The organism is Aeromicrobium endophyticum (assembly GCF_003586285.1).
Classification (GTDB): Bacteria; Actinomycetota; Actinomycetes; order Propionibacteriales; family Nocardioidaceae; genus Aeromicrobium; species Aeromicrobium endophyticum.
This window is the reverse complement of record NZ_QUBR01000001.1, coordinates 1123990-1141838: the sequence shown is the minus strand read 5'-3', so window position 1 is coordinate 1141838 and position 17849 is coordinate 1123990. Positions and strand designations below refer to the sequence as shown.

The window sequence follows — 17849 nt, the reverse complement described above, 5'->3', positions numbered from 1 at the left end:
GGGGAGATGGGTGTGCTGATGACGGAGTCGTCCGAGCCGGGCGCAGGGCCCCGGCGGGCCAAGCGGGTCGACGCGTTCCGCAACGAGCAGAAGCTGCTCGATGCTGCCGCGTCGGTCTTCGTCGAGGTGGGCGTCGATGCGCCCGTCCGTGCCGTGGCGGCAGCAGCCGGTGTCGGGGTGGGCACGATCTATCGGCACTTCCCGACTCGTGCTGACCTCGTGGTCGCGGTCTACCGCCACCAGGTCGACATGCTCGCGGCGGCGGGTCCGTCGCTCCTGGCGACGTCCGGCTCGCCGGACGCCGCAGTGCGGGATTGGCTCGACCAGTTCGTCGACTTCCTCGTCACCAAGCACGGACTCGCGGCTGCGCTGCAGGACGACAAGGTCGGTGCCGCGCTGCACCAGCACTTCGTCGACCACCTCGTGCCCGTGTGCGCCGAGCTCCTCGCGGCCGCGACCAAGGGTTCAGGCGGCGCGGGGCTGACGGCGTACGAGGTGCTGCGCGGCGTCGGCAACCTGTGCATCGGCGCAGGCCAGGACCCGATGTTCGACACCCGCCGAGTGGTCCGCGCCTACGTCTCCGGGGTCTTGATCGGCGAAGACGTGGGTCGCGGCTGACTCAGTCGCGGTCGATGGGGCACGACATGCACCTCGGCCCGCCGCGGCCCGAGCCGAGCTGGTCGCCGCTGATGGTGACGACCTCGATGCCATGGTCCTCGAGTCGCGCGTTGGTCTGCTCGTTGCGCTCGTAGGCGACGGCCAGCCGGGCGTTGATGGCCAGCGTGTTGTTGCCGTCGTCCCACTGCTCGCGCTCGGCGGTGACGGGGTCGAGGCCCGTGTCGATCTGGTGCAGCGTGTCGATGCCCATGGCTGCGGCGGCGCCGTCGAAGAACGACGTCTCGGCACCGATGACGACCTTGCCACCTGGGCCCGTCGAAGGGTCCCATGTCAGCGGCACGGAGCGCAGGGTGTCGGACATCGTCGGGTAGATCACGACGGTGTCGACGTCGACCATCGTCACGATGGTGTCGAGGTGCATCGTGGCCCGCTCCTGCGCGATCGGCACCGCCAGCACGGTGTGCGCGAGACCGTCGGCCAGCACCTGCTGGGCGAACCGCTCGAGGCCGGCCGGTGTCGTGCGCTCGCCGATGCCGACCGCGATGACGCCGGGGGAGAGCTCGAGGACGTCGCCGCCCTCGAGGTGCTCGAGGTGGGGACCGTGGACGACGGGCGTGCCGACGAACCGCTCGTGGTGTCGGTAGATCAGGCCCGTCAGCTGGGTCTCGCGCACGCGCGCGGGCATCGCCAGGCTCGTCACGGCCACACGGTCGCGCAGCCACACCGACGAGTCGCGGGTGAAGAGCAGGTTGGGCAGCGGGTTGATGAGGAAGTCCTCGGGCTGCATCAGGTGGTGCGCGACGCTGCCGTCGAGGCGGATCTCGTCGTTGCGCAGGCCCGCCATGAGCGTCTCGGCGAGCTGGGACGGATCGGCGTCGGCCAGCTTGGCGCCGATCAGCGACTGGATGCTGGGCCCGACGAACAGGCCCTTGAGCGTGCTCGCGATGATCTCGTCGCGGGCCGCCTCGATCGCGAGCGTCTGCGTCAGCAGGTCGGTCAGGTACAGCACCTCGACGTCGTGGTCGCGCAGCGCCTGCGCGAAGGCGTCATGCTCGTCCTGCGCGCGCCCCAGCCACGGGATGCCGTCGAACAGGAGCTGGTCGTTGTTGCGCGGCGTCAGGCGTCCGAGCTCGGGGCCCGGGCGGTGCAGCATGACCGTGCGCAGGCGTCCGACTTCGCTGTCCGCTCCGAGAGGCATGCCGACAGCCTAGTGACGCGAGGGGTCTCCGGGGGTGACTGACGTCTAGAGGACCACGCGCAGCGAGAACGGTGTCTGGGTGGGAACTGAACCAGGGGCGGTCCGCGCTGGCGTCGGTGCGACCCTCATGGCGTACGTCTCCTTGGCCCGGCGGACGTCACGCTTGTAGATGGCGAGGGCCTTCTTCTTCGCCTTCGACCGCTGACGGGCGTTGTCGATGCGGGCCGTCTTCTTCTTGGCCTTCGCGTATTGTGCTTGGGCCTTCTTGATGCGTCCGTCGCGGATGCGCTTGGACCACGCCACCTTGTCCGCGGTCGCAGGCGTGCCGGGGGTGGTGACCATGCCGTCCCGCAAGGACACGACCTGCCCGGAAGCCTCCAAGGAGGCAGTCGCGTACTCGTCGACGTCTGTGAAGACCGGCGTGGTCGTTGCGGAGTAGACCTGGCTGAAGGTCCCGGTCGTCGTGGCGGGGTCGTCCACCGGCGACTCCACGGTGAGCCGGAAGGACCCCGCGAGGTTGCTCGCGTACTTCGCGCCTGGAGCGTCCTGAGTCGCGACCACGGCGAAGGTGCAGGTCGCGTCGTAGGCGCCCCCTTCGCCGGCCGCTCCGTCGCGATCGACGGTGGCGGAGACGATCACTACCTCGGCCAGGTCGCCTGAACGTCCGTACTGGATGTCGTCGATCGTGGGCCATGCCCGGTTGCCAGGAGACGCACCCGCGCCTCCGCAGGTCGTGAATGCCATCGACTCGAAGTTGGCCTCGGAGTAGTCGTCCCAGGTGCCGACACCGGCAGACGCAGACGAGATCGACGCGAGGCCGGAAACGACGCTCATCGACACGATGCCGACCAAGAGCTTGGGCAGGATGGATGGGCGCACGAGATTCCCCCGGAGTATCGCTGGTAGAGATGCGAGCTCATCCTGCCTGAGACGGCACGCCTGCGTCACGCTGTCACGAAAACATGGTTCGATCGGGCCACTCGAGCCAACCGATCGAGCCAGGCTTCAGGCGGTGACCCAGCCGGTGTCGGTCGAGATCATCGTGCGGAAGACGCGTTGATCGGCCGGCGCGGCCGGAGGCGCCGCAGACGGCACGTCCGCGACGGCCGAGCGGAACCTCGCCTTGGCGGCGGCACGGCTCCGCGCGTACTTCTTCTTGGCGGCGGCCTTCCTGCGCTTGCTCGTGCCGGCCTTCTTCTTGGCCTTGGCGTACTTCTTGCGAGCCTTCTTCAGGGCGGCGTCGTAGGCCGCCTTAGCGACAGCCTTCTCGGCGGCCGTGCGCGGCACGGGCGCCGAGGGAGCAGGCTGGCCGACCGAGGGAGCTGTTTCGTCGGCGACCACGACCTCGAGGGGGCCTGCGTCCGTGGTGTCCACCGGCGAGGAGACGAACACGTCGCCGCTGAGGGTGGAGCGCTGCAGGGATGCACCCGCCGCCCGCAGCTCGAGCGTCCCGCCGAGGCTGAGCGCTTCGTCGACGGGCACGAGGGCGACGAGGGTGCGGGTGCGGGTGGCGCCGCTGGAGTACACGTACGTCGTCGCATCGATCATCACCCCGTCGAGCGCGCCCCCTCCAGCGGCCGGGTACGCCGTGTAGTCGAGCTGGTCGCCGGCTGACGTGTCGACGCTGACCAGGCCGCCGACGATGCGGCGGACGGCAGCGTCGAGGGTCTTCTCGGTCTGCGCGGAAGGATCGGGCGCGCGAAGGCCCGCGGCGGCAGCGAGCACGTCGGCGCGAGATGTCACGGGTCCATCATGGACCGGTCATGGCTCGGCGGAGACCGATATGGCGTCGATCGACCACGCGAGTCGCGTCAGAACGTCAGCAGCGTCAGGTTGAACGGCCGGACGTCCTTCGCCTTCGTGGCCTTCTTGACGATGCGATAGTTCGCCGTCGCGTAGCGATACTTGGATTTGGCGCTCGTGCGGGCCGCCGAGTAAGCCTTCTTCGCCGTGGCCTTCTTGGCCTTGTTGCTGCCGGCCTTGTCGAGGGCCTTGGCGTACTTCTTCTTGGCCGCGGCGATCCGCTTCTTGTACTTCTTCTTCGCGGCCATCTTCTCCGCCTTGGTCTTCTTGTCCTTGACCGTCTTGGCGGGGACGTAGGTCGTCTTGGTTGCGGCGCCGGCGGCCGTGAACGTCGGCAGACCGCTGATGCCGTCGGACAGGACCAGCGGCGGGGTTGCGACGACGTCACCCGACAGCGGCGCCGTGATGCTGCGCTCCGGGCCGCCACCCGAGGGCTGAGCGGTGAGCGTCATGCTGCCGGTGAGGTCGAAGCTCGGTGTCGTCGAGGCGACGACACCGGCGAGGCACCAGCGCGTCGAAGGCGTGAGGAAGTTGACGACCTGCCCGCCGACGGCAAGACCATCTGCGCTGCTCCCAGGCCGGACGGGCAGGGCATTGATGGTGCCCGGGTTCACGAACTCTCCGGCGTCGGCATCGACGTTGCACGCACGATTCAGGATCGCGCGGACGGCTTGTTGTGTGGCGACCGGCGGCGGGTCGATGGACTCTTGGGCGGCACGGACACCATTGGCGGCCGTCAGGACCATCTCGCGGGTGATGCCGGACGGTGTCGCGGCGGTGGCGGGCACGGCCGCCAAGACGGCGGAGCCGACGGCGAGTGCCGCAGCGGCGACGATTGAGCGGGACAGGACGGATGTGCGCATCGGATCTCCTCTGGCGGACGTCGCGCCGGCCACCGGGGCGACCTGTCCATGGTGACCCGGACGGTGCCCGTCAGGGGCAATTTTCACTGAATTAACAGCGAATTGTGTCCCAGCCGCCCCGCGCGCCCCACCAGGCACACGCGGTCCCGTACGCAACGATCCCGCCTCGAGCCGGGTGGGCTCGAGGCGGGATCGCGTGGGGTGGCGCCTAGAAGCGGTTGTCCGCCGAGATCGAGAACGGGTTCGTCGTGGTCTTGCCGACCGTGGTCGTGACGACAGTCTTCTTGTCCGACGACCACCGGACGTGCAGGGTGGCCTTGGCGGCCTTCTTGCGCGCGGCGTAGGCCTTGCGGGCTGCGGACTTCTTGCTGCTGCTGGCGCCGGCCTTCTTCAGCGACGTCGACAGCTTGGCCTTGGCCGAGGCGATCGAGCGCTTGTAAGACGCCAGCGCCTTGCTCTTGACGGCCGTGCTCTTGGGCGTCGAGACCCTGGACGTCGAGGTGGTGGCCTGCTCGACCTTCGTGACGGCGCCGGACGCAACGCCGGTCGGCGAGAACCCGTAGTCCGGGTCGGTGATCGGATCGGTGACGTACACGTCGCCGGAGAGCGTGAACGACGTGCTGAGCGGGGCCGCCTCGCTCACGCGGGCCGACCTGTCGAGCTGGTCGGCCGAGATCGTGACGGTGCCCGACAGGCTGGCGTACGGAGCCACGGTCGCGAGGGCGGCGAAGGTGCAGTATCGACCCGAGTTCTCGACTCCTTCCTGGCGGTCGACATAGGCCCGGACGAGGACGCCGTCGACGTCCAGGCTGGATAGGAACGTCCGAGAGGTGTAGTCCTCGTCGGTGACGGTGCCGGACTTGCAGACCTTCGAGATGAGGGTCTTGGTCGCGGTGTCGTTGTCGTCGGTGAAGGTGCCGCGAGCCGAGTTCGCGATGAGCTCGCGAGTGACGCCCGACGGGGTGCCCGCGGTGGCGGGTGCCGCCGTCAGGGCGACCGAGCCGACCGCCAGGGACGCGACGGCCACAGCCGAGCGGGTCAGGATGGATGAGCGCATGGTGGTCCTTCGGGGGTGGGTGAGTGCAGGCCGGGTGGTCGACGTCGAGTGCCGCATCAGATGGGGAACGCCGCGTACGCCTTGACCAGGAAGCGGCGCTCGTCGGCGACCTTGGTGCGCTGGTTCACGAGCTTGTAGTCGGCGACGGCGTAGCGGTAGGCGGCCTTCGCGGACGCCCTGCGGGTCGCGTACGTCATGCGTGCGACCGCCTTCTTCTCGGCGTTGCTGCCGGCCTTGCGCTTGGCCTTGGCGAACGACTTCTTGATCGCCTTGGTGCGCTTCGAGTACGCCTTCTTGGCCGCCTTCTTCTCGGCCTTGGACTTCTTGTCGGCGATCTTGACGGAGGTCAGGACGCGCTGGGAGTCCGGGCCCTTGACCAGGCCCTCGGCCTGGATGTTGTAGGCGCTGTAGCCGCTCTCGATCACCGCAGGTGAGACGAAGACGTTGCTCGACAGGCTGTACACGTTGCTCGTGAACGAAGGCTGCCCGGCCGCAGAGATGGTCGATTCGATGCCGATGGGGCCGAAGTTGTTGGCACTGAACACGTGGGCCTCGCCCGAGAAGGTCGCGCGGCCGTCGAGCGTCGCGATGGCCGTGAACGAGCACGACGTGGTCGGGATGCGCGACGAGGAGTCGGTCACGGTGGGCACGAGAGACGTGACCGCCAGGCCATCGACGCTGTTGGGCGTCTCGACCGGCTGCGCGAACGTCTCGAGGACGTTCGGTCCGCACACCTTCGCGGCCAGGACGTCGAGCGCCGACTGGGTGGGCGCCGAGGGGTCGATCTGCTGGGCGCGGTCGGCGCGGAGCGCGGACGCAGCGGCAAGCACCTCCCCGCGGGTCACGCCGCTGGCGGTGGCGGCGGTGGCGGGGACCGCGGCGAAGGCGGCCGAGCCGACAGCCAGTGTCGCGGCAGCGATCACAGACCTGGACAGGATGGATGTGCGCATGCGTGAGTGCTCCTTGGAAGTTCTGGCGCGGGGTTCAGGATCGTCGAGTCGCCGCGCCTGGACGTGCTCGCTGACCGTCGTCCGTGGTGCGAGTCCGGCGACGTGGTCGCCGAAAAGGACATGAGAAGGGACGTTCGTCCGTCTCGTGATCATGGGCCCGACGCCGGGGGCTCGCCACCGATTCGGCGAAAGTCACTCATGGAGACCACCTGTCCTGGTTCGTTGTGACTAGGGCCGCGACACACCAACCGGCAGCACACGCAGACGATCCCGCCCGGAGCCGTGGCTCCGAGCGGGATCGTTGGGGCTGGTGCTCAGCTGTCGCTCGTGTTGTTCATGTCGCTCAGGCGCCGGGGATCGGCGGAATGGGGAACACGAAGGGTGCTCGCGCAGCGGTCACCGAGAAGGGACGGATCTCGGTGCTGCTGGTGGTCTTCTTGACGACCTTGTAGCCCGCGACGGCCTTCTTGTACGTGGCCTTCGCCGATGCTCGCTTGGCCTTGTACGTCTTCTTGGCCTGAACTCTCTTGGTCTTGCTGCCGGCCTTGCTGACCGCCTTCTTGTACGACTTCTTGGCGGCCTTGACGCGCTTCACGTACTTCTTCTTGGCGGCCTTCTTCTGGGCCTTGGTCTTGGTGTCCTTGACCTTCGTCGATGTCGTGGTGCTGGTCGTCTTGGTCGACGACCCCTCGGCCTTGTAGGTGAAGCTGTAGCTGAACGGAGCCGACTCCTTCAGCGTGATCACGGAGACGTCTCCGGACAGGGCGGTGGGGGTGGCCGTAGCGGTCTGCGTGAGCCCGAAGGTGCTGGCCGTCAGCGTCGCTGTCCCGCTCAAGGTGGACCCGGCGGCGACGGGAGCGACGACTCCGATGGCGCACTCGCGGACGGCCGTCCCCAAGGACGTCACGCTACCGGTGATGTAGACGCCGTCGACCGAAGCGCCGGCGGTGACCGGGCTGACCTCTCGGACGTTGCCGGCATTCAGGACCTGATCGGACGCGACCGCACACTCGCGGTTCAGCATCGCAGCAGCGGCGGTGCGAGTGGCCAGGCTTGGCTCGCCGTTGTCTGCCCGGGCCGACGAGGCGAGCGACAAGACCGCTTCGCGAGTGATCCCGGACGGGGTGGCGGCGGAGGCGGAGGTGGCGGCCAGGGCGGCCGAGCCGATGGCCAGCGACGCGACCGCGACCACCGACCGGGTGAGAATGGATGAACGCATGGTGCTCCTTGGGAGTGAGGTGGGCCACACGGCCCGCCTCCGATCCTGCGCTCGCCGGGCTCGTCACGCTCGACGTATGCCAGAAGTCATCCCAGGGGGCCGGGCCGTCTAGTCAGGTCGGGCCGCCTGTACAGACGATCCCGCCCCGAGCGGTGGCCCGGGGCGGGATCGTGGAGCGTGCATCAGGAGCTGCTCAGCACCTGGCCAGGCGCATGCAGCCCCCGTAGATCGAGAACTCGAACGGCGATGCCGCCAGGATGGGGCTCGTCGTGGTCTTGATCGTCAAGGTGCCCTCGAGCGCCGTCCGGTACGTGGCGTTGGCGGCCTTCTTCTTCGCGAGGTAGGTCCGCTTGGCGGCAGCCTCCTTGCTCTTGCTCGAGCCGGCCTTCTCACTGGCCTTGACGTATGCCTTGCGGGCCGAGGAGACCGCCTTGTTGCGAGCAGTCTTGGCGGCGTAGCGCTGCTGCGTCGTCTTGGGGGTGATCGTCCGGCTGGTGTCGGTCGCCGTGCCCGCCGGCGCGATCACGTCACCCTTGGCATCGGCCGTCATGTCATAGAACTGCGAGCCGTCGACCGGCCCCAGGGTCGTGACGTCGCCCGACAAGGGGGCCGTCGCGAGCACCTCCGGGTCGTAGGGCCGCTGCAGCTGGTCGACCGGCAAGCCGGTGAGGGTGGCCGTGCCGGACAGCGTGGCCTTCGGCGCAACCGGCACGAACGCGGCGAAGCTGCACGTGCGACCACCGCGGGCAACCTGGTCGAGGTACTCGGCGCGGATGAAGACACCGTCCACGTCGTCGGGGGTGTAGTCGACCCTGACCGCGACATAGTCGAGCTTCTCGCCGCTCTGCGGGGCGCAGACGGCGTCGGCGAGGGTCTTGGCGGCGACGTTCACGTCGCCGTCGCGCTCGGCGTTGGCTGCTGCCAGCACCAGGTCGCGGGTCACGCCGGACGGAGCGGCTGCCGAGGCCGGGGCTGCGGCGAGGGCGACCGAGCCGATCGCCAGGGAGGCGATCGAGATGACCGAGCGGGTCAGGATGGATGTACGCATGTGTGGTTCCTTCGAGAGATGTGGCCGCGGGGCGGGATGTCAGCCGAGCTGGGTGTCGAACGAGAACGAGAACGGTCGATCGACGTTCACGGTGCTGCGCTCGGTCGCGATCTTGTAGCCGGCGACGGCCTCCTGGTACTTCGACTTCGCGTGGGCCTTGCGGGCGACGTACTTGCTCTTGGCTGCCTTCTTCTCGACCGTGCGGTCGGCCTTCTTCAGTGCCTTCGTGTAGGCCCGCTTGGCATTGGTGAGCCGCTTGCCGTACATCGTGCGAGCGGTCTTGCGGTCGGCCGAGGTCTTGGCGTTCGGGACCCGGTGGGTGGTGACGACCTTGGTCGATCCCACAGCCGACCCCTCCGCGGCGAGCCTGATGATTCGAGAGTTGCCCGTGACGGCCGGGCTGGCGAAGACGTCACCCGACAGGGCGTAGTCGACGTCGCCGGTTGTGTACTCACCGCCGACGTACGCGGAGGTGGTGACGGTCCCGCGCCCGGTGAGGTTCAGCGACGGGTCGGTGGGTGCGATGGCCGCGAACTGGCACTCGTCCCAGCCGTTGCCGATGGGGGTCCTGGCGCCGACGAACAGTCCGTCGACGTTGCCCGGCTTCTGGAGGGGAACTCCGTACACGTCCTCGGCGCCCTTCAGGTCGCAGGCGCGGGACGCGAGTGCCAGCAGGGATGCCTTGGTGGCCTCGGACTGGGGCTCATTCTTGGCCCAGTCCGCGCGGATGCTGCTGGTCGCGGTCAACACCATGTCACGGGTGATCCCGTTCGACGTGGCTGCGGTGGCGGGTGCGGCCGCCAGGGCGACTGAGCCGATGGCCAGTGTCGCTGCGGCGATCACCGCGCGGGACAGGATGGACGTGCGCATGGGACTCCTCGATGTTCTGGTGCGGACCGCTTGGTCCGCCCTCGATCATGGAGCAACCGACCAGGGTTCGTGACAGGACTGCGCGAATACCACCCGACATGACTAGGACTTATGGCCCGGACCGCACTGATCCCGCCCGGAGCAGGTGCTCCGGGCGGGATCGGTGGTGATGCGGCTGTGTCAGGAGAGGGGGAAGTTCGGCAGGTTCGACGAGTTGCTGAACACCGGGGCCGTCGTGACGGAGAACGGCTGGACGTCGCTGACGTTGCTGCTCTTCTTCACGATCTTGTAGCCGGCGATGCCGTACTTGAACTTGGCCTTGGCTGAGGCGCGCTTGGCCTTGTACGCCTTCTTGGCGGCAGCCTTCTTGCTCTTGCTGCTGCCGGCCTTGTCGAGCGCCTTGGCGTACGACTTCTTGGCGGCCTTGATGCGCTTGTCGTACTTGGTCTTGGCAGCCTTCTTCTCGGACGTGGTCTTCTTGTCCTTGACCTTGCGCGACGTCGTCACCTTCGTCGTCTTGGTCGCGTTACCGGCGGCCGACGCGCGGACCGAGTCCTCGTCGACGGTGTCGAGGACCGGGTTGTCGTAGTTGAAAGGGGCGCTGACGAACACGTCACCCGAGAGCGGTGCACTCTGCAGTGTGATCTTCGTGCCGTCTTCAGGTCCGCCCTCGGTGAACGACTGACCGGTGAACGTTGCCGTGCCACTCAGCTTGTACGAGGCGTTCGTCGACGCGAAGGCGGCAATGGTGCAGTACTGGCTGTTGCCGAACGGACCGCCGTTGGTGAACGGACGCTGAATCTGGGCAGTGACCACGAGGCCCTGGGCGTCGTCGCCCGCAGGGGTCACCTGGATGCCGATGTCGTTGTAGCTGATGTAGGCGTACTCGTCGTCGTCGGAGCTGACGTCGCAGCCTGCGATGACGATGGCGCGCAGTGCACGGGCGGTGGCAGGCGAGAATGAAGTGGTCTCGTTGGCCTGGGCGGTACGGACGCCGTTGGCGGCAGTCAGGACCTGGTCGCGGGTGACGCCCGCGGAGGCTGCGTTGGCGGGAGTGGCGGCCAGAGCGGCCGAGCTGATGGCCACGGTCGCGAGAGCGACGACTGACCGGGACAAGATGGACGAGCGCATGGATCTCCTAGAATGTAAACCGGCGTTGTAGCCGGCCGTGCCATCCTCGCTCCCACACGACGGGGTCGCCAGCAAAGAGATGAGTTCGTACGAGATTCGCCTGAAAGTCATCCTCTTGGACCAGACAGACTGGTCACGACTGGCTACGACTACGCCTTGGATGACAACGATCCCGCCCCGGAGCAGGCGCTCGGGACGGGATCGCTGGTGATGCGGTCGGGCCTGACCTCAGTTGTTCACGATCGCTGGCGTGGTGATGGAGAAGGCCTTGACGTCGGTGACGGTGGTCTTCTTCTTCACGATCTTGTAGCCGGCGATGCCGTACTTGAACTTGGCCTTGGCCGAGGCGCGCTTGGCCTTGTACGCCTTCTTGGCGGCAGCCTTCTTGCTCTTGCTGCTGCCGGCCTTGTCGAGGGCCTTGGCGAACGACTTCTTGGCGGACTTGACGCGCTGGTCGTACTTGTTTTTGGCGGCCTTCTTCTCGGAGGTCGTCTTCTTGTCCTTGACCTTGCGCGACGTCGTCACCTTCGTCGTCTTGGTGGCGTTGCCGCTCGCAGACGCGACGATGTCGTACGGCTGGCCGTTGTTGGTGTTCAGGTCGGTGATGATCGCCGGAGTCGTGAAGGCGTCTCCCGACAGACCCGTGACCTGCTTCAACGGTGTGTAGACGTACGCCTCCTCGACGGGGTTCGGCTTCCGCGTCTCCGCGGTGATCGTCGCCGAGCCGCTCAGCTGGTAGCCCGCGGAGGTCGAGGCGAACGCAGCGAACGTGCACGCCTGGTGCTCGCTGAAGGTCGAGTCGTACAGGTCTGCGGTGATCTGCACGCCCTCGGCGTCGTCGCCAGCGTTGGTAGTGACGGCCTCCAGCACGTTGGCGTACTCGCCGACCGAACCGTCGACGTCGCAGACCTTGCTCACGATCGCGAACAGTGCCCGCTTGGCGGGCTTCGACATCTCCGACGGGTCCCCATCGGCAAGACGCGCACCGTTGACGGCGGTCAGCACCTGGTCCTGGGTGATGCCGAGGCTCGAGGCGGCGGGGGCGGCCGAGGCGGGCACGGCGGCGAGGGCGGCCGAACCGATGGCTAGGGAGGCGACGGCGATGGCCGAGCGCGAGAGCAGCGAGTGACGCATGGATCTCCTTGGATAGAACCGGCGTGGTAGCCGGCCGATCCATCCTCATGTGTATCTAGCGCAGTGACCCGCGAATCGGGAGGTTCGTACCAGTCCTGGCGCAAAGGTCATCCTGACGAGCCAGGTTGTCTGGTCAGAACGGGTGGTGTAGACCGGTTCTGGACGCAGCGATCCCGCCCGGAGCGCGTGCTCCGGGCGGGATCGAGGGCCTGTGTCAGCGAGCGAGGCTCACGTCGCGGGCAGCTCGGTCTTGATCGAGAAGGGTCGGTTCTCGGTGGTGCTGGTCTTGGTCTTGACGTGCTCGTGGCCGGCGATGGCGTGCTTGAAGCTGGCCTTGGCGGTGGCGCGCTTGGCCTTGTAGGTCTTCTTGGCGGCGGCCTGCTTGGTCTTGCTGATGCCGGCCTCGTCGAGGGCCGTGGCGTACTTCTTCTTGGCGGCCTTGATGCGCTTGACGTAGGTGGCCTTGGCCTTGGTCTTCTGAGCCTTGGTCTTCTTGTCGGTGACCCGGGTGTCCTTGACGGTCGTGGTGGTCTTCGTTGCGTCGCCACTGGCAGACACCGAGAGCTCGTCGACGCCGAGGGCGTCCAGACCGGACACGACGGTCACGGCACCTGACAGCGACTGGGTCCGCAGCGGTGCGACGGGGTTGTACTGCTGCGTCACCCTGTCGTACGCAGCACCGGAGACGACGGCCGATCCGGTCAGGTCGAAGGATGCGTCGGTTGCGACGAAGGCAGCCGTCGCGCAGGTGCGGGTGTTGGTGTCGAAGTCGTTGCGGATCGAGACGACGACCAGCAGTCCGTCGGCGTCATCCCCCGCGCCGGTGGGCACAGCCTCGACGAGACGGGCTCGGTCGCCTCGACGGCACTCCTGACCTGGTCGCGTGTGACGGTGTCCGACGTCAGGGCCGTGGCGGGCGCGGCTCCCAGTGCGAGCGAGCCCACGGCCAGCGTCGCAACGGCGACGACTGACCGGGTCAGGATGGATGGCGCATGCGCCTCTCCTCGTGGTGAATGACTCAGGCCGTAGGCCGAGCTCGGACTATTCACGAGCAACCCGTCCCGCGCCGGTGATTCGCAACATCTCGTCTCCTCGGTCGACGGTTCTCCGGATGTGTCGAGCCCCGCACCCACGCGTTACCTGCCGGACACCCGACCTGCGTACGCTCTGGGGGTGGACTGGAACGACTACGACGCTGCCCTGTTCGACCTCGACGGCGTCATCACGCCGACGGCCGAGGTGCACATGCGCGCCTGGGCCCAGATGTTCAACGACTTCCTGCGTGAGCGGGGTGTCAGCGAGCCCTACACCGATGCCGACTACTTCACGTACGTCGACGGAAAGCCCCGCTACGACGGGGTGCGGTCGTTCCTCGCGTCGCGCGACATCGAGCTGCCCGAGGGCGATGCGTCCGACCCCGCCACGGCCGAGACGATCGCCGGTCTGGGCAACCGCAAGAACGACGACTTCGAGCAGATCCTCAAGACCGAGGGCGTCGAGCCCTACCCCGGCTCGGTGGCGCTCGTCCAGGCCCTGGAGGCCCGCGGCACCGCGATGGCGATCGTGTCGAGCTCGCGCAACGCCGCGGCGGTCCTGACCGCCGCCGGCATGATCCAGCACTTCCCGGTCATCGTCAGCGGCAAGGAGGCCGGCGAGCGCGGCCTGCCCGGCAAGCCGGCACCCGACACCTTCCTGGCTGCGGCCGACGACCTCGGCGTGCCGAAGGAGAGGGCCGTCGTGTTCGAGGACGCGCTGTCGGGCGTCCAGGCCGGACGCGCCGGCGACTTCGGCCTGGTCATCGGCGTCGACCGCGGCGTGGGCGCCGACCAGCTCACCGAGCACGGCGCCGACGTCGTCGTGGCCGACCTCGACGAGCTGGTGGCCGACGCGAAGGAGGCCGGCGCATGAGCCCCAGCCACATCGCACCGCAGGTCCACGACTTCCTCGACCGGTCGCGCTACCCCGTCGACGAGTGGGCCCTGGTCGAGAAGCACATCGACAACGACGACCTCGGCACCACCGAGACGCTGTTCAGCGTCGGCAACGGCTACCTCGGCCTGCGCGGCAACGTCGACGAGGGCCGCGACTCGTTCTCGCACGGCACCTTCGTCAACGGCTTCCACGAGACGTGGCCGATCCAGCACGCCGAAGAGGCGTTCGGCTTCGCGCGCGTCGGCCAGACGATCGTCAACGCACCCGACGCCAAGGTCATCCGCCTGTACGTCGACGACGAGCCGCTGCTGCTGCCGATCGCCGACCTGATCGAGTACGAGCGCCGCCTCGACTTCCGCTCGGGTGTCATGTCGCGCGACATCCTGTGGCGGACGCCCGGCGGCAAGCGGGTGCGCGTCCGCTCGCGCCGCATGGTCTCGTTCACGCAGCGCCACCTGGCCGTGCTGACCTTCGAGGTCACGATGCTCGACGACTACGCGCCGATCGCGATCTCGTCGCAGATCCTCAACCGCCAGGACGGCGAGGACGAGTACCACGTCCGGTCGAAGGCGATGGGCGAGGGCGTCGACCCGCGCAAGGCCGGCCAGATGAACCACCGCGTGCTCAAGCCGCAGAACAACTGGGGCAACGTTGCCGACGGCCGCGTCGCCCTGGGGTACCAGTGCACCGAGAGCGGCATGACGATCGCGGTCGCCGCCGACCACCGCCTCGAGACGGCGAACAACTACACCAAGCGCATCCAGACCGACGACGACCTGGCCAAGATGACGTACCGCATCGACGCCGAGCCGGGTCAGCCGATCGTCCTGACCAAGCTCGTCAGCTATCACACGTCGCGGGGCGTGCCGTCGCGCGAGCTGCTCGACCGCTGCCGCCGCACCCTCGACCGGGCGCACGACGAGGGCATCGACCAGCAGTTCGACGACCAGCGCGCCTGGCTCGACGGCTTCTGGGAGCGCTCGGACGTCGAGATCCCCGGACAGCCCGAGGTGCAGCAGGCCACGCGCTGGAACCTCTTCCAGATCGCGCAGGCCTCGGCCCGGGCCGAGGGCACCGGCATCCCGGCCAAGGGGGTCACGGGCTCGGGCTACGGCGGGCACTACTTCTGGGACACCGAGATCTACGTCCTGCCGTTCCTGACCTACACGACGCCCCGCGCGGCCCGCAACGCCCTGCGCTTCCGGTACACGCTGCTCGACGCGGCCCGCTCGCGCGCCAAGCAGCTCGCCCAGCACGGGGCCCTGTTCCCGTGGCGGACGATCAACGGCGAGGAGGCCTCGGCCTACTACGCCGCCGGCACAGCGCAGTACCACATCGACGCCGACATCTCGTACGCGTTGAGCCAGTACCTCGCCGCCACTGGCGACATCGACTTCCTCACCCGCGAGGCCATCGACATCCTGGTCGAGACCGCACGCATGTGGGTCGACCTCGGCTTCTGGCGCAACGAGGACGACGGCACGTTCCACATCCACGGCGTGACCGGGCCCGACGAGTACACGACCGTCGTCAACGACAACCTGTTCACCAACGTGATGGCGCGCTTCAACCTGAGCCGTGCCGCGGCGGCCGTCCGCGAGCTCGCCGAGCGCGACGGCATCGAGTACCAGCAGGTCGTCGGACGCCTCGGGCTCGACCTGTCCGAGGTCGACGACTGGGAGCGGGCCGCGCGCGACATGGCCATCCCGTACGACGAGCACCTGGGCGTCCACCCGCAGGACCAGCACTTCCTCGAGCGTGAGGTCTGGGACCTCGAGCACACGCCGCTCGACAAGCGTCCGCTGCTGCTCAACTACCACCCGCTGGTGATCTACCGGTTCCAGGTGCTCAAGCAGGCCGACGTGGTGCTGGCGCTGTTCCTGCAGGGCGAGCACTTCACGCCGGAGGAGAAGCGCGCCGACTTCGAGTACTACGACCCGATCACGACCGGCGACTCGACGCTGTCGGCGGTCGTGCAGTCGATCATCGCCGCCGAGGTCGGCTACCACGACCTCGCGCTGCGCTACTTCCTGTCGGCGCTGTTCGTCGACCTGGCCGACCGCCACAAGAACACGTCCGACGGCGTGCACGTGGCGTCGACGGGTGGTGTGTGGAGTGCGCTGGTCAGCGGCTTCGGCGGGTTCCGCGACCACGGCGGCGTGTTCACGATCGACCCGCGCCTACCCGAGTCCTGGGAGTCGTTGACGTACCGGCTCACGTTGCTCGGCACGCGGGTGCGCGTCACGGTGCTGCCCGACCGGGTCGACCTCACGGTCGAGGAGGGCGAGCGGGCGTCGTTGGTCGTGCGTGGCCAGAAGGTCACGGTGGTGCCCGGCGAGCCGGTCTCGGTGGCGCTCGACGGCCAGGGCCCGCGCATCGAGGGCGAGCCCGCGCCGGTGCCCGGACGCCGTCGCGCCGACGGCACGATCATCGCCGCGATCGTCCCAGGCACCTGAGCCCCCGCGCCCCTCATGGCCGTCGAAAGGGACGTTCCTGTGACCTTTCGTGACAGGCATGGAACGATCTAGGGGTGATCACCGTGATGTGGAAGACGGCCTCCGGCGAGTCGGGCGAGACCCGGCTGTCCGGCGACGACAAGTGGACGTTCGGGCGCACGGGCGGGGCCGAGGCTCCGACGGTGGGCGTCGACAACCCGCTGGTCAGCCGCACGGCCCTGGTCATCCGCGATTCCGGGCCCGGGCCCGTCGTGTTCCGCGGGCAGCGCGACAACGGTGCGAAGGTCGCACTGGTCAGCGTCATCGGCTCGGTCACGTGGCTGGGCGAGGGCACGGCCGGCAACCTCACGGCCGAGGAGAACCGGGTCGAACTGAGCCTCGACGACGAGGTGCTCATCACGATCGACGTCGATTTCGACCATCGCGGCACGGTCGTGGAGCGCCAGCAGGCCGAGTAGCCTGCACCAACCCCGGCCGCCGCTATCGTCGGGGCATGGTTCTCCAGCGCACTGCATTCTCCCTGGGCCTGCCGAAGGCCGAGCTGCACGTCCACCACGTCGGGTCCGCCTCGATGGGCACCGTCGCCGAGCTCGCCCAGCGGCATGCGGGCTCGACCTCGGTGCCGACCGATCCGGACGCCTTGGCCGACTTCTTCACCTTCACCGACTTCGCCCACTTCATCGAGGTCTACCTGTCGGTCGTCGACCTGTTGCGCACCCCTGACGACCTCTGGACGCTGACGCACGACGTCGCCCGCGACCTGGCCGCGCAGAACGTCCGCTACGTCGAGCTGACGTGCACGCCGTACACCTCTATCGCGGTCGGCATCAGCGCCGAGGCGTACTGCGAGGCGCTTGAGGATGCCCGGCGTCGCGCCGAGGCCGACTTCGGCATCACGATGCGCTGGATCTTCGACATCCCCGGCGAGTCGGGCGTCCCCGCCGCCGACGTCACCCTCGACACCGCCCTGCGCCTGCAGCCCGACGGGCTGATCGGGTTCGGCCTCGGCGGCCCCGAGATCGGCGTCCCGCGTCCGCAGTTCAAGCCGCACTTCGACCAGGCGCGCGCCGCGGGCCTGCACTCCCTGCCGCACGCGGGGGAGTCGACCGGTCCGCAGACCATCTGGGACGCGATCGAGTCACTGGGGGCCGAGCGCATCGGTCACGGCATCGCGGCGGCGCAGGACCCGGCGCTCATGGCGTACCTCGCCGAGCACCGCATCCCGCTCGAGATCAGCCCGACGTCCAACGTCCGCACGCGGTCGGTGGCGTCGATGGACGTCCACCCGCTGCCGACGCTCGTCGCGGCCGGGGTGCCCGTGTCGATCAACTCCGACGACCCGCCGATGTTCGGCACGACCCTGGTCGACGAGTACGAGGTGGCCCGCAACCTGCTCGGGCTCAGCGACGCGGGTGTCGGCGAGCTCGCCCGTGCCGGCGTGCGTCAGTCGTTCGCCCCGGACGACGTCAAGAACGCGATCCTCGGCGAGATCGACGCCTACCTCGCCCCAGCCCCCCGCGACGTGTGACGTCCTGCCCCGGTCCGTCGGTCCGACCGGGGCACGACGTCA

17 protein-coding genes are annotated in these 17849 nt (G+C 68.4%); 5 read left to right on the top strand and 12 right to left on the bottom strand.

The genetic code is table 11. The features are described 5' to 3' along the window. Window positions 1-18 precede the first annotated feature (18 nt). Window positions 19-618, top strand: a complete 600-nt coding sequence (locus DX116_RS05530; protein ID WP_119704140.1) for a TetR/AcrR family transcriptional regulator — start codon at window positions 19-21, stop codon at window positions 616-618. Window position 619: 1 nt separating this feature from the next. Here the strand turns inward: DX116_RS05530 and DX116_RS05525 are convergent, their stop codons facing one another. The 12 genes from DX116_RS05525 to DX116_RS05470 all read right to left on the bottom strand — a co-directional run bounded on the left by DX116_RS05525 (window position 620) and on the right by DX116_RS05470 (window position 12722). Beyond that, entirely contained in the window at window positions 620-1816 is a 1197-nt protein-coding gene (locus DX116_RS05525; protein WP_119703161.1) for an arginine deiminase, read from the bottom strand. Between the two features lie 45 nt (window positions 1817-1861). After that, window positions 1862-2695 carry a hypothetical protein gene (locus DX116_RS05520; protein WP_119703160.1) on the bottom strand — a complete coding sequence of 278 codons (834 nt, stop codon included), beginning with the start codon at window positions 2693-2695 and terminating at the stop codon, window positions 1862-1864. 126 nt (window positions 2696-2821) lie between these two features. Then, window positions 2822-3559: a hypothetical protein gene (locus DX116_RS05515; RefSeq protein WP_147393595.1), complete on the bottom strand. Its 738-nt coding sequence runs from the start codon at window positions 3557-3559 to the stop codon at window positions 2822-2824. Between the two features lie 68 nt (window positions 3560-3627). After that, a complete protein-coding gene (locus DX116_RS05510; protein WP_119703158.1) occupies window positions 3628-4482 on the bottom strand; it encodes a hypothetical protein in 855 nt (284 codons plus the stop codon). A 208-nt stretch (window positions 4483-4690) separates the two neighbouring features. After that, window positions 4691-5539 (bottom strand): hypothetical protein, encoded by an 849-nt coding sequence (locus DX116_RS05505; RefSeq protein WP_119703157.1) that lies wholly within the window; start codon window positions 5537-5539, stop codon window positions 4691-4693. A 56-nt stretch (window positions 5540-5595) separates the two neighbouring features. Next, window positions 5596-6489 carry a hypothetical protein gene (locus DX116_RS05500; protein ID WP_147393594.1) on the bottom strand — a complete coding sequence of 298 codons (894 nt, stop codon included), beginning with the start codon at window positions 6487-6489 and terminating at the stop codon, window positions 5596-5598. A 343-nt stretch (window positions 6490-6832) separates the two neighbouring features. Beyond that, entirely contained in the window at window positions 6833-7708 is an 876-nt protein-coding gene (locus DX116_RS05495) for a hypothetical protein (RefSeq protein WP_147393593.1), read from the bottom strand. A gap of 193 nt (window positions 7709-7901) precedes the next feature. Continuing rightward, window positions 7902-8756 carry a hypothetical protein gene (locus DX116_RS05490; protein ID WP_119703154.1) on the bottom strand — a complete coding sequence of 285 codons (855 nt, stop codon included), beginning with the start codon at window positions 8754-8756 and terminating at the stop codon, window positions 7902-7904. A 39-nt stretch (window positions 8757-8795) separates the two neighbouring features. Continuing rightward, complete coding sequence (locus DX116_RS05485) at window positions 8796-9626, bottom strand: hypothetical protein (RefSeq protein WP_119703153.1); 831 nt, start codon at window positions 9624-9626, stop codon at window positions 8796-8798. Between the two features lie 180 nt (window positions 9627-9806). Next, window positions 9807-10757 carry a hypothetical protein gene (locus DX116_RS05480; protein ID WP_119703152.1) on the bottom strand — a complete coding sequence of 317 codons (951 nt, stop codon included), beginning with the start codon at window positions 10755-10757 and terminating at the stop codon, window positions 9807-9809. A 228-nt stretch (window positions 10758-10985) separates the two neighbouring features. Beyond that, window positions 10986-11891, bottom strand: a complete 906-nt coding sequence (locus DX116_RS05475) for a hypothetical protein (RefSeq protein WP_119703151.1) — start codon at window positions 11889-11891, stop codon at window positions 10986-10988. A 228-nt stretch (window positions 11892-12119) separates the two neighbouring features. Then, window positions 12120-12722 carry a hypothetical protein gene (locus DX116_RS05470; RefSeq protein WP_119703150.1) on the bottom strand — a complete coding sequence of 201 codons (603 nt, stop codon included), beginning with the start codon at window positions 12720-12722 and terminating at the stop codon, window positions 12120-12122. Between the two features lie 342 nt (window positions 12723-13064). Between DX116_RS05470 and DX116_RS05465 the strand changes: the two genes are divergently transcribed. From DX116_RS05465 to DX116_RS05450, 4 genes are all read left to right on the top strand, one after another. Then, a complete protein-coding gene (locus DX116_RS05465) occupies window positions 13065-13799 on the top strand; it encodes an HAD family hydrolase (RefSeq protein ID WP_119703149.1) in 735 nt (244 codons plus the stop codon). Beyond that, on the top strand, window positions 13796-16279 hold the full coding sequence (locus DX116_RS05460) for a glycoside hydrolase family 65 protein (RefSeq protein ID WP_119703148.1): 2484 nt from the start codon (window positions 13796-13798) through the stop codon (window positions 16277-16279). Before DX116_RS05465 ends, DX116_RS05460 begins: the two co-directional genes overlap by 4 nt. Before the next feature lie 74 nt (window positions 16280-16353). Continuing rightward, window positions 16354-16737: a hypothetical protein gene (locus tag DX116_RS05455; RefSeq protein ID WP_119703147.1), complete on the top strand. Its 384-nt coding sequence runs from the start codon at window positions 16354-16356 to the stop codon at window positions 16735-16737. A 35-nt stretch (window positions 16738-16772) separates the two neighbouring features. Next, window positions 16773-17807, top strand: a complete 1035-nt coding sequence (locus DX116_RS05450) for an adenosine deaminase (RefSeq protein WP_119703146.1) — start codon at window positions 16773-16775, stop codon at window positions 17805-17807. Window positions 17808-17849 lie beyond the last annotated feature (42 nt).

Coding starts and splice junctions, on each gene's coding strand:
- DX116_RS05500 (WP_147393594.1), bottom strand. CDS start 6,489: ATGCGCACATCCATCCTGTCCAGGTCTGTGATCGCTGCCGCGACACTG.
- DX116_RS05460 (WP_119703148.1), top strand. CDS start 13,796: ATGAGCCCCAGCCACATCGCACCGCAGGTCCACGACTTCCTCGACCGG.
- DX116_RS05495 (WP_147393593.1), bottom strand. CDS start 7,708: ATGCGTTCATCCATTCTCACCCGGTCGGTGGTCGCGGTCGCGTCGCTG.
- DX116_RS05530 (WP_119704140.1), top strand. CDS start 19: ATGACGGAGTCGTCCGAGCCGGGCGCAGGGCCCCGGCGGGCCAAGCGG.
- DX116_RS05490 (WP_119703154.1), bottom strand. CDS start 8,756: ATGCGTACATCCATCCTGACCCGCTCGGTCATCTCGATCGCCTCCCTG.
- DX116_RS05525 (WP_119703161.1), bottom strand. CDS start 1,816: ATGCCTCTCGGAGCGGACAGCGAAGTCGGACGCCTGCGCACGGTCATG.
- DX116_RS05475 (WP_119703151.1), bottom strand. CDS start 11,891: ATGCGTCACTCGCTGCTCTCGCGCTCGGCCATCGCCGTCGCCTCCCTA.
- DX116_RS05485 (WP_119703153.1), bottom strand. CDS start 9,626: ATGCGCACGTCCATCCTGTCCCGCGCGGTGATCGCCGCAGCGACACTG.
- DX116_RS05505 (WP_119703157.1), bottom strand. CDS start 5,539: ATGCGCTCATCCATCCTGACCCGCTCGGCTGTGGCCGTCGCGTCCCTG.
- DX116_RS05480 (WP_119703152.1), bottom strand. CDS start 10,757: ATGCGCTCGTCCATCTTGTCCCGGTCAGTCGTCGCTCTCGCGACCGTG.
- DX116_RS05510 (WP_119703158.1), bottom strand. CDS start 4,482: ATGCGCACATCCGTCCTGTCCCGCTCAATCGTCGCCGCTGCGGCACTC.
- DX116_RS05450 (WP_119703146.1), top strand. CDS start 16,773: ATGGTTCTCCAGCGCACTGCATTCTCCCTGGGCCTGCCGAAGGCCGAG.